At 70.8% G+C, this 11,636-nt stretch carries 8 protein-coding genes; 6 read left to right on the forward strand and 2 right to left on the reverse strand.

The genetic code is table 11. From position 1 onward, the window contains the following. The first annotated feature begins 25 nt into the window (after positions 1 to 25). The gene (locus ACFVYR_RS08275; protein WP_384253131.1) at positions 26 to 1,009 is read left to right on the forward strand and encodes an aldo/keto reductase; all 984 of its coding nucleotides are present in this window, start codon (positions 26 to 28) and stop codon (positions 1,007 to 1,009) included. 82 nt (positions 1,010 to 1,091) lie between these two features. On the opposite strand, the gene ACFVYR_RS08280 is transcribed toward ACFVYR_RS08275, so the two are convergent. Then, positions 1,092 to 2,246 (reverse strand): argininosuccinate synthase domain-containing protein, encoded by a 1,155-nt coding sequence (locus ACFVYR_RS08280; RefSeq protein ID WP_384253128.1) that lies wholly within the window; start codon positions 2,244 to 2,246, stop codon positions 1,092 to 1,094. A 361-nt stretch (positions 2,247 to 2,607) separates the two neighbouring features. On the opposite strand from ACFVYR_RS08280, the gene ACFVYR_RS08285 reads away from it, so the two are divergent. From ACFVYR_RS08285 to ACFVYR_RS08300, 4 genes are read left to right on the forward strand one after another with little or no spacing between them, the layout of a single operon-like run. After that, positions 2,608 to 5,736 (forward strand): amino acid adenylation domain-containing protein, encoded by a 3,129-nt coding sequence (locus tag ACFVYR_RS08285; protein WP_384253126.1) that lies wholly within the window; start codon positions 2,608 to 2,610, stop codon positions 5,734 to 5,736. Between the two features lie 4 nt (positions 5,737 to 5,740). Continuing rightward, positions 5,741 to 6,286 (forward strand): adenylyl-sulfate kinase, encoded by a 546-nt coding sequence (gene cysC / locus ACFVYR_RS08290; RefSeq protein ID WP_384253124.1) that lies wholly within the window; start codon positions 5,741 to 5,743, stop codon positions 6,284 to 6,286. Next, positions 6,283 to 7,221: a sulfate adenylyltransferase subunit CysD gene (cysD, locus tag ACFVYR_RS08295; protein ID WP_384253121.1), complete on the forward strand. Its 939-nt coding sequence runs from the start codon at positions 6,283 to 6,285 to the stop codon at positions 7,219 to 7,221. The genes cysC and cysD overlap by 4 nt, the downstream gene beginning before the upstream one ends. 2 nt (positions 7,222 to 7,223) lie before the next feature. Then, on the forward strand, positions 7,224 to 8,609 hold the full coding sequence (locus tag ACFVYR_RS08300) for a sulfate adenylyltransferase subunit 1 (protein WP_384253118.1): 1,386 nt from the start codon (positions 7,224 to 7,226) through the stop codon (positions 8,607 to 8,609). Here the strand turns inward: ACFVYR_RS08300 and ACFVYR_RS08305 are convergent. Next, positions 8,540 to 8,956 carry a Fur family transcriptional regulator gene (locus ACFVYR_RS08305; protein ID WP_384253115.1) on the reverse strand — a complete coding sequence of 139 codons (417 nt, stop codon included), beginning with the start codon at positions 8,954 to 8,956 and terminating at the stop codon, positions 8,540 to 8,542. The two genes, ACFVYR_RS08300 and ACFVYR_RS08305, sit on opposite strands and share 70 nt — an antisense overlap. 307 nt (positions 8,957 to 9,263) lie before the next feature. Between ACFVYR_RS08305 and katG the strand changes: the two genes are divergently transcribed. Then, positions 9,264 to 11,492 carry a catalase/peroxidase HPI gene (gene katG, locus ACFVYR_RS08310; RefSeq protein WP_384253113.1) on the forward strand — a complete coding sequence of 743 codons (2,229 nt, stop codon included), beginning with the start codon at positions 9,264 to 9,266 and terminating at the stop codon, positions 11,490 to 11,492. Positions 11,493 to 11,636 lie beyond the last annotated feature (144 nt).

The following is an 11,636-nucleotide window of genomic DNA, read 5'->3' on the forward strand; positions in this document are numbered from 1 at the left end:
TGACAAGCGGAAACGAGGTTGAACAGTGGAGTACCGACGCTTCGGCAGGCTCGGGTATCAGGTCAGCGAAGTCGGCTATGGAATGTGGGGAATAGCCGGGGGTGAAGGCGGCTGGTCGGGCGCCGATGACGCGACCGGCCAGGAGGCGCTCGACGAGAGCATCCGGCTCGGCTGCAATTTCTTCGACACGGCGTGGATCTACGGTCGTGGCCACAGTGAGGAATTGCTCGGCCGGCTGCTGAAGAGGCACCAGGAAAAGCGGCTCTACGTCGCCACGAAGATCCCACCGAAGGACCGCAACTTTCCGTCCACGCGGGACTCCAGGCTCGCCGATGTATTTCCCGAGGACCACATCCTCGAATACACCCGCAAGAGCCTCGAAGGGCTGGGCACGGAATCGATCGACCTGCTCCAGTTCCATGTGTGGGAGGACGGCTGGGCCGACGATCCGCGCTGGCAGGACCCCATCCGCAGGCTGAAGGACGAGGGAGTCGTCAAGGGGGTGGGCATCAGCGTCAACCGCTGGGAGCCGACCAACGTCCTGAAGACGCTCGACACCGGGCTCATCGACGCGGTCCAGGTGATCTACAACATCTTCGACCAGGCCCCGGAAGACGAGTTGTTCACCGCCTGCCAGGAGCGGGACATCGCCGTCATCGCCCGGGTGCCCTTCGACGAGGGCACCCTGACCGGCACTCTCACGCACGAGACGACCTGGCCCGAGGACGACTGGCGCAGCTCGTACTTCGTACCGGAGAACCTGCACGCGAGCGTCGACCACGCGGACCGCCTCAAGGAGGTGGTGCCCGCGGACATGACGATGCCCGAGCTCGCGCTCCGGTTCATCCTCCAGCATCCGGCCGTGAGCACCGTGATCCCGGGCATGCGCAGTGTCCGGCACGTCGCGGCCAACCTCGGGGTGAGCGGGGCGGAGCCGCTGTCGCCGGAGCTGTACGCCGAGCTGCGCCGGCACCGCTGGGACCGGACGCCGACGGCCTGGTCCCAGTAGGGGCCGGCCAGAAGCACCGAAGGGAGGGGGCAGGGAGATCGACTCCCTGCCCCCTCCCTTCGCGGGTGGCTGTACGGGCGGCTCAGCCGGCGGCGCCCTGCCCCGCCTGCGTGATCCAGTGGTGGCCGCCGTGCGTGAAGCGCGTCTGGCGTGCCGTTCCGGGCGCGTCCGCGAGGTCGAGCAGCCGTTGGACCTGGACGTTGCCCCGGTACAGCGTCGCTTCGACCGTTCCGCTCACGCCGGCCGCGAGGTGGTCGACGCCGCTCGCCGCCGCCCGTCCCGTCGCGTCGTGGAAGCGTCCCTCGTAGACGGCGGTGCCGAGCGTGGCGGACAGCCTGCGCAGCAGGGCGGTCGAGGGCTTGTCGAGGCAGGCCTGGTACAGCGCGTCGAGGCAGGGCCCGAGCACGTCGAGGCCGGGCGCCTCGTACACGCCGCGGCACTTGGTTCCGTTCACGCGGTTCTCGACCACGGCGCGCAGCGATATCCCGTGCCGGCCGCCGAGTTCGTTGGCCCGCAGCATCGCGTCCAGCGGGGTGACCGCCGTCCCGTCCATCGCCACGGGGCGCCCGCCCTCGAAGCGGACCGTGAACGTCTCGGGCTCGGCGGCCGCGTCCTGCGGCCACACCGTCATCAGCGGTTTCACCGAAGCGGGCGCGGTCGTCAGCGACTCCAGCGCGTCGCTCTCGTGGGAGAAGCCGGCGAGGCTGCCGTCGACCGAGTACGCCGCCCAGTCGGTGAGCTCCTCGGGGTAGCCGAGGCCGGCCAGGTAGGTGCTCATGTGCGTGCGGGTCGGGAACCGCTCCAGCATCCACGCCCGCGTCCACGGCGTGAACACCGTGAGGTCGGGAGTGAAGCGCGCCGCGTAACGGGCGAACCTGGACTGGTCGTTGCCGCCGCCCACGCATCCGTGGGCGAGGACGTCGCACCCGTCGGCGCGCAGGACGGGGCCGAGCCCGCCGACCAGGACCGCGCGTGAGGCGCCCGTGGTGTTCCAGTAGCCACCCTCGTACGTCGCCTGGTACGTGACGAGATCGAGCGCGGTGCCGGCCATCTCGGCACGGAGGTCAACGGCCCGGGACTTCAGGCCGAAGCGGGAGAGGCACGCGGCCAGCTCCTCCGCGGGCAGCGGCGCCTGCTGGCCGATGTCGGCGACATAGCAGGTCACGTCGACGCCGTTCTCCGCCAGCCAGGCGGCGACGGCGGTGGCGGAGAGCCCGCCGGATGTGAGCAGACCCACACGCAGGCCTTTGAGTTGTTTCAAATCCATCTGCGTATTACCCCCGTGGCCGTGCGTCGGCATAGTGGATACTCAATTCCAGAACGGACCGAGCCGTGACATTAGTATCCCCGTTCTCGCCGCGTCAACGTTCGTTCCACCGGTGACGGCCGGGTCGCTGAAGGAGCCACCTCTGTAATTACGGTGCTTACGAACGCGGTAAGCGCCAAACGGTATCGCGGCTGTTGGCGGCGGCCTTACCTTGTTCCGGGATATTCGGGGAATCAAGATTCGCATTCCCGGTTCGGGACTTCGGGTTCGGTCCGAACACTCAGGGCACAGTAGGCCGCCCACGAAGCGGCCCGTCAAGGGGGCTTCCGGTATGTCAGAGCGGTATCGAGTCCGGTCGAGCGGCGGCGTTGCGGAGCGATCCGCCGACGATCCGGGAGACCGCACCGTCCTGCAGCTCTTCGAGGCCAGGGCGGCCGGGACACCGCAGGCGCCCGCTGTCACCCACGGTTCGCTCACGCTCTCCTACCGCGAGCTCGACGAGCGGGCCAACGCGCTCGCCCGGCGGATGAGCGAACACGGCGTCGGCCGCGGCGACTTCGTCCCGCTCGTCGTCGACGGGGGAGTGGAGCTGCCGCTCGCGATGATCGCGGCGATGAAGCTCGCGGCGCCGTTCGTCCCCGTCGACGACTCCGGTCCCACCGACCGCCTCGCCCGGATGATCGGGACGCTCGACGCCAAGGTCGTGCTCTGCTCCGAGGGCGGCAGGAAACTCCCGCCCGGCATCCCCGCACTCCCGGTCCTGCCCACCGTCCCGGCACACGGCACCGAGCCGCCGGCCGCGCCCCCGGCCACCCTGGACGACATCGTCTACGGCTTCTACACCTCCGGCTCCACCGGGCTGCCCAAGTGCACGCTCAACGTCCACCGGGGCCTCCTCAACCGCTTCGCCTACATGAGCCGCCGGCTCAGCGGCCGCTCGGACGAGGTGGTGCTGCAGAACAGCCGCCACCAGTTCGACTCCTCGCTCTGGCAGTTGCTGTGGCCCCTCACCACGGGGAGCCGGGTGGTCATACCCGAGCGCTCGGGCATCCTCGACCTGGCGGCGACCGTGGACGTCATCCACCGGCACGCCGTCACCACCACCGACTTCGTGCCCTCGATCTTCAACACGCTGGTGGAGCTGCTCACCGCGGAGCCGCGGCTGATCGAGCGCCTTGGCTCCCTGCGGCGGCTCCTCATCGGCGGCGAGGAGATGACGGCGGACGCGATCCACACCTTCAGGTCCTATCTGCCGGACGTCGACCTCATCAACACCTACGGCCCGACAGAGGCATCCATCGGCAGCGTCTTCCACACCGTGGGCGACGCCGACCGTGACCCCATGCCGATCGGCCGCCCCATCGACAACACGTACGCGGTGATCGTGAACGATCGCGCGGAGCCGGTGGAGACCGGCGAGACCGGCGAAATCTGGATCGGGGGAGAGTGTCTCGGCCTCGGCTATGTGAAGGACCCCGCGAAGACCGCGTCCGTGTTCGTGCCCAACCCCTTCCCCGGCATCCCCGGCGACCGGCTCTACCGCACCGGTGACCTCGGCTACCAGCGTCCCGACGGACTCCTCCAGTTCGTCGGACGCCTCGACCACCAGGTCAAGATCGGCGGCGTACGGATCGAGCTTTCGGAGGTCGAAGCGGGGCTGCTGCGCCATCCGCAGGTGCGGGAAGCCAAAGTGGTCGTGCACGAAGAGGGCGGAAGCCGGGCGCTGGTCGCCTTCGTGACCGTACGCTCCGCCGGACTCGGGCCCGCCGGGCTCAAGGAGCACGCCGCCGCGAGCCTGCCGCCCGCCCTGACGCCACGCCGCTTCGTCGTCCTGGATGCCATGCCGCTGACCCCCAACGGCAAGGCCGACCGCAAGGCGCTCAAACAGCTCGCCGCGCACCGGCCCGACGCCGGACCGGACCAGCAGGAAGCGCCGGAGCGGAGCGGCCGGGACGTCACGGACGTCACGGACCAAGGGCCGGACTCCGTGGAGGCCGCCGTCCGCACCATCTGGCTGGGCTTCCTGCCGGTCGGCCGGGTCGGCCCGGGCGCCGACTTCTTCGACCTGGGAGGCGACTCGCTCGGCGCCCAGCGCCTCGCCGTCGCCCTGAGCGAGAGGTTCGGCACCCGCGTGTCGGTACGTGACGTGTACGAGCGCCCGACAGTGGACCAGCAGGCCGCTCTCCTGACCGGACGTGACGACCCCGATCCGTCCCCGGACAAGGGCGCCGTCGACGCAGCGGCCCGCGAGCTCAAGGAACTGCTCGACGCCGACGCCGTGTTGCCGAGCGACATCATGCCCCTGTCCGCCGCCGCCACCTCCGCGCCGCCGCGCGAGGTGCTGCTGACCGGCGCCACCGGCTTCGTGGGCGGTCAACTGCTGCACGACCTGCTGGTGCACACACAGGCCGACGTGTACTGCCTGGTACGGGCGGACGACGCCGAGAGCGCCCGGCAGCGGATCGTCGCGAACCTGCGGGAGTACCGCCTCTGGGACGAGACCCACGCGGAGCGGATCAAGGGGCTGCCAGGAGACCTGCGGCTGCCCCGACTCGGCCTCGGCGAGGGGGAGTTCACCGAGCTGGCCGAGCGCGCCGACACCGTCATCCACAACGGCGCGATGATCAACCTCGCCCGCGGCTACCACGCCCACCGGGGTGCCAACGTCCACGGCACCCTGGAGATCCTCCGCTTCGCCACGGCCCACCGCGACAAGCACCTGCACTTCATCTCGACCCTCGGAGTGTTTCCCCCCGAGGGGGACGGCACCGGATTCATCCCCGAGGGCCCCGTGCCGGGCGATGCGGTGCCCGGCGACGGCTACAGCCAGTCGAAGTGGGTGGCCGAACGGCTGCTCGCCGAGGCCGCCACGCGCGGACTGCCCGTCACCGTCCACCGCTTCGGCGAGGTCACCCCGCACTCCGTGACGGGCGTACCGAGCCGCTGGGGCCTGCACGACCTCCTGGTCAAGGCCTGCCTGCGGACAGGGATGTGGTTCTCGAGCCCCATCGTCACCGACTACACGCCGGTGGACCGCGTCAGCGAGATCGTGGTCGCCGCCGTCCGCACGGGCGAGCGCGGGTGGCTGCATGAGGTGCAGCCGCACGCCGTGGGCTTCGACGCGCTGATGGCCGTCTTCCAGGAGACGTTCGGCCTCACCCAGGTGCCGTACCCGGTGTTCTGGGAGGAGGTGCGGCGCCGGTCGGCGGCGGCGCCGGACGACCGCGACCTGGTACGCGCCCTCGCCCTGCTCCCCCCGCCCACCGGTGCCGACGCCGACACCGGTGACGGCGGACTGCTGGTGAAGGAGAGCCTGGCCGATCTGTTCCGGCAGGACCCGGCCGCGGTGGGCAGGGAACGGGCCGAGCGGCTGGCGGCCGGGGCAGGACTGTCGTGGCCGCCCGTCGGGGACGACGTGTTCCGGCGGTACGCCGCCTTCTACCGCTCGATCGGCTGGTAGCCGCATGCCCATCACCGATGCCGGCGCGACAGTCTGGCTGACAGGTCTGCCGAGCGCAGGGAAGACCACGATCGCGTACGCGCTGGCGGAGCGCCTGCGGGGCGAGGGCCGCCGCGTCGAGGTGCTCGACGGGGACGAGACCCGTACGTTCCTCTCGGCGGGCCTCGGCTTCTCCCGCGCGGACCGGGACACCCATGTACAGCGCGTCGGCTTCGTCGCCGAACTGCTCGCCTCGCACGGAGTGACCGTCCTCGTACCGGTGATCGCGCCGTACGCCGACAGCCGGGAGGCGGTGCGCGTACGGCACCGCCGCGAGGGCACCGCCTATGTGGAGGTGCATGTCGCGACGCCGGTCGAGGTGTGCTCCGTACGCGATGTGAAGGGCCTGTACGCCCAGCAGGCGGCGGGCGGGATATCCGGGCTCACCGGTGTCGACGACCCGTACGAGGAGCCCGAGTCGCCGGACCTGCGGATCGCGTCGCAGGACCAGACCGTGCAGGAGTCCGCAGCCGTGCTGTACGCGCTGCTCATCGAGAGGGATCTGGCATGACGACCAGCGTGTCTTCGCCGCCGCAGGTGCCCGAGAAGCCTTACGCGCTGAGCCACTTGGACGCTCTGGAATCCGAGTCGGTGCACATCTTCCGCGAGGTCGCGGGCGAGTTCGAGAACCCGGTGATCCTCTTCTCCGGCGGCAAGGACTCGATCGTCATGCTGCACCTGGCGCTGAAGGCGTTCGCCCCCGCGGCCGTGCCGTTCGCGCTCCTTCACGTGGACACCGGGCACAACTTCTCCGAGGCGATCGACTACCGCGACCGGGTCGTGGAGCGGTACGTGCTGCGGCTGCACGTGGCCTCCGTGCAGGAGTACATCGACGCGGGCAAGCTGCGCGAGCGCCCCGACGGCACCCGCAACCCGTTGCAGACCGTGCCGTTGACGGAGAAGATCCAGAGTGAGCGGTTCGACGCCGTGTTCGGCGGCGGGCGGCGCGACGAGGAGAAGGCGCGGGCCAAGGAGCGGGTGTTCTCGCTGCGGGACGAGTTCTCGCAGTGGGACCCGCGCCGCCAGCGCCCCGAGCTCTGGCAGCTCTACAACGGCCGGCACGCGCCCGGCGAGCACGTCCGCGTCTTCCCGCTCTCCAACTGGACCGAGCTGGACGTCTGGCAGTACATCGCCCGCGAGGACATCGAGCTGCCGAGCATCTACTTCGCCCATGAGCGGGAGGTGTTCCGGCGCTCGGGGATGTGGCTGACCGCCGGGGAGTGGGGCGGGCCGCGCGCCGACGAGCCGGTCGAGAAGCGCCTGGTGCGCTACCGCACGGTGGGCGACATGTCCTGCACCGGCGCCGTCGACTCCGACGCGACGAGCCTGGAGCAGGTCATCGCGGAGATCGCCGCGTCCCGGCTGACCGAACGGGGCGCGACCCGCGCCGACGACAAGCTGTCCGAGGCCGCGATGGAAGACCGCAAGCGCGAGGGGTACTTCTAGACATGACCACCAGCACCAGCACCACCACCAGCATCCGCAGCAGCAACCCCACGGGCGTCGGCGCCGCTGCCGCCGCCACCGGGACACTCCGGCTGGCCACGGCCGGTTCCGTCGACGACGGCAAGTCGACCTTGGTGGGGCGGCTGCTGCACGACTCCAAGTCGATCCTGACCGATCAGCTGGAGGCCGTCGAGCGGGCTTCGCGCAGTCGCGGCGACGCCGGGCCCGACCTGGCACTCCTGACCGACGGCCTGCGGGCCGAGCGGGAGCAGGGCATCACCATCGACGTCGCCTACCGCTACTTCGCCACCACCCGGCGCCGGTTCATCCTCGCCGACACGCCAGGGCACGTGCAGTACACGCGCAACATGGTCACCGGTGCCTCCACCGCGGAACTGACCGTCATCCTGGTCGACGCGCGCAAGGGCGTGGTCGAGCAGACCCGCCGCCACGCCGCCGTCGCCGCCCTCCTGCGCGTCCCGCACGTGGTCCTCGCGGTGAACAAGATGGACCTGGTCGACTACGCCGAACCCGTCTTCGCCGCCATCACCGACGAGTTCACCACCTACGCCACGGAACTCGGCATCCCCGACGTCACCGCCATCCCCGTCTCCGCCCTCGCCGGCGACAACGTGGTCGACCCTTCCGCGTACATGGACTGGTACCGCGGCCCCACCGTCCTGGAACACCTGGAGACCGTTCCGGTCGGCGACGACCCGGCCACCTGCCACGCCCGCTTCCCGGTGCAGTACGTCATCCGCCCACGGAGCAGGACGCACCCCGACTACCGCGGATACGCGGGACAGATCGCCGTCGGCGCGTTCCGCGTCGGCGAATCCGTCACCGTGCTGCCCTGCGGACGTACCTCCACCATCACCGGCATCGACGCGCTCGGCACCGCCGTCGACGTCGCCCGCGCTCCCCAGTCGGTCACCCTTCTCCTCGCCGACGACATCGACATCTCCCGCGGCGACCTCCTGGTGCCCAGCGGTGCGGTGCCCGTCGGCAGCCAGGACGTCGAGGCCACCGTCTGCCACGTCGCCGACGCTCCTCTCACCGTCGGCCAGCGCGTCCTGCTCAAGCACACGACCCGCACCGTCAAGGCCGTCGTCAAGGAGATTCCTTCGCGGCTTACCCTGGCGGACCTCTCCCAGCACCCCGCCCCCGGCCGGCTCGTCGCCAACGACATCGGCCGCGTCAGGGTCCGCACCGCCGAACCGGTCGCGCTGGACTCCTACGCCGACTCCCGGCGGACGGGCTCCTTCCTCCTGATCGACCCCTCCGACGGCACCACGCTCGCGGCTGGAATGAGCACCGGTCAGCCGCCGGCGCAGTCGGGGCACCGCCCGCGGAACGTCACCTCGGCCGCCGAGACGGTGAAGCCGTAACGCTCGGCGGGCGGCAGGTCGGCCAGGGGATCGCCGTCGGGACGGACGTCCCGGATGGCGCCGCAGCCCGAGCACACCAGGTGCTGGTGGGGCCGGTGAGCGTTCGGGTCATAGCGTTTGGCACGGCCGTCGACGGCCACTTCGGCCACCTCGCCGAGCGTGACGAGCTCGCCCAGGGTGTTGTAGACGGTGGCGCGCGAGATCTCCGGCAGCAGGAGCGCGGCCTGGGCGAGCACCTCGTCGGCGGTCAGGTGCACATGGTCGCCGGCGAGCACCTCGGCGACCACGCGGCGTTGGGCGGTCATCCGCCAGCCGCGTCCGCGAAGGCGTTGCAGCAGGTCACTCATGACACCAGCCCTATCTGTGCTCGGTCCGACGGTGGAAGGTGCGCGCGCCTGTCTGTCGTATTGACTTGTCTGCCGTATTGACTTGGATTCGGTCCATCGTAGGATCGGTTCCGGCTGCCGGCCAAGGGACAGGGCAACAGCTGGGAACTACACGTGACTTCAGGAGACGGGCTCCTCGGGCCCGGCATCCGGATCCGCGGCTCGCGCGCCGCACGCATCGCGAGCGGTCGGTCGGACCTGTGCCCCCGACTGTTCCACCACCCTCAGCTCCAGAGCACCGCGATCCGCCCCCTCCGGAAGGATTCCCATGACTGAGAACCACGACGCGATCGTCACCGACCCCAAGCCGGAGGAGACAGGGAGCGGTTGCCCCGTCGCGCGCGCGGCACACCCGACCCAGGGCGGCGGGAACCGGCAGTGGTGGCCGGAGCGGCTCAACCTGAAGATCCTCGCCAAGAACCCCGCCGTGGCCAACCCGCTGGGCGAGGAGTTCGACTACGCGCAGGCCTTCAAGTCCCTGGACCTCCCGGCCGTGAAGCGGGACATCGCCGAGGTGCTCACGACCTCCCAGGACTGGTGGCCCGCCGACTTCGGCAACTACGGCCCGTTCATGATCCGGATGGCCTGGCACAGCGCAGGCACGTACCGGATCAGTGACGGGCGCGGCGGCGCAGGCGCAGGCCAGCAGCGCTTCGCCCCGCTGAACAGCTGGCCGGACAACGCCAGCCTCGACAAGGCCCGGCGGCTGCTGTGGCCGGTCAAGAAGAAGTACGGCCAGAGCCTGTCCTGGGCCGACCTCCTGGTCCTCACCGGCAATGTGGCCCTGGAGTCGATGGGCTTTGAGACCTTCGGCTTCGGCGGCGGCCGCGAGGACGTGTGGGAGCCCGACGAGGACGTCTACTGGGGCCCCGAGACCACCTGGCTCGGCGACGAGCGCTACACCGGCGACCGCGAACTGGAGAACCCGCTCGGCGCGGTCCAGATGGGCCTCATCTACGTCAACCCCGAGGGCCCGAACGGCACTCCGGACCCGATCGCCGCGGCCCGCGACATCCGCGAGACGTTCCGCCGGATGGCGATGAACGACGAGGAGACGGTCGCCCTGATCGCGGGCGGCCACACCTTCGGCAAGACCCACGGCGCGGGCCCGGCCGACGCGGTCGGCGACGACCCCGAGGCCGCCCCGATGGAGCAGATGGGCCTCGGCTGGCGCAGCACGCACGGCACCGGCGTCGGTGCCGACGCGATCACCAGCGGGCTCGAGGGCATCTGGACCGACACCCCGACCACGTGGGACAACAGCTTCTTCGAGATCCTCTTCGGCTACGAGTGGGAGCTGTTCAAGAGCCCCGCGGGCGCCTTCCAGTGGCGGCCGAAGGACGGCGCGGGCGCGGGCACCGTGCCCGACGCGTTCGACGCGTCGAAGACCCACGCCCCGACGATGCTGACGACCGACCTCTCGCTGCGGCTCGACCCGGTCTACGAGCCGATCTCGCGCCGCTTCAAGGAGGACCCCCAGGCGTTCGCCGACGCCTTCGCGCGAGCCTGGTTCAAGCTCACCCACCGCGACATGGGTCCGGTCGTGCGCTACCTCGGCCCCGAGGTCCCGAGCGAGACGCTGCTGTGGCAGGACCCGCTGCCCGAGGCGGCGTACGAGCGCGTCGGCGCCGAGGACGTCGCCGCCCTCAAGGCGCGGATCCTCGGCTCTGACCTGTCGGTGTCCCAGCTGGTGTCCACCGCGTGGGCGGCGGCTTCCTCCTTCCGCGGCAGCGACAAGCGCGGCGGTGCCAACGGCGCGCGCATCCGCCTGGAGCCGCAGCGCGGCTGGGAGGTCAACAACCCCGACGAGCTGGCGACGGTCCTGAGCACCCTGGAGGGCATCCAGGAGTCCTTCAACTCGGCCCGCACCGACGGCAAGCAGGTCTCGCTCGCGGACCTGATCGTGCTCGCCGGCGGCGCGGCGGTCGAGCAGGCCGCCAAGGACGCAGGCTTCGAGGTCGAGGTGCCCTTCACGCCGGGCCGCGTCGACGCCTCGCAGGAGCAGACCGACGTGGAGTCGTTCGCCGCGCTCGAGCCCGGCGCGGACGGGTTCCGCAACTACGTCGGCAAGGGCAACCGGCTGTCCGCCGAGTACCTGCTGCTCGACCGGGCCAACCTGCTGACCCTGAGCGCCCCGGAGATGACCGTCCTCGTGGGCGGCCTGCGCGTCCTGGGCGCGAACCACCAGGGGTCCAAGCTCGGCGTGCTCACCACGAGCCCCGGCACCCTGACCAACGACTTCTTCGTGAACCTGCTCGACCTGGGCACGCAGTGGAAGTCGACGTCCGAGGCGCAGGACACCTTCGAGGGCCGCGACGCGGCCACCGGCGAGCTCAAGTGGACCGGCAGCCGCGCGGACCTCGTCTTCGGGTCCAACTCCGAGCTGCGCGCGCTCGCCGAGGTGTACGCGAGCGACGACGCGAAGGAGAAGTTCGTGCACGATTTCGTCGCGGCGTGGGCCAAGGTCATGGACCTCGACCGGTTCGACGTGGCCTGACCGGGGCCGACGCCGGGTGATCCGTACGCCGTGCCGGGCCGGCCCCCCCCCCGCGCCCCCCCCCCCGCGCACCCCCCCGGGGCGGCCACCCAACACCACCACAACGCCCCCCACCGCGGGCGCGGCACCGGGGTGTGTGGGGTG

Source organism: Streptomyces sp. NPDC058284 (genome assembly GCF_042881135.1).
GTDB lineage: Bacteria > Actinomycetota > Actinomycetes > Streptomycetales > Streptomycetaceae > Streptomyces.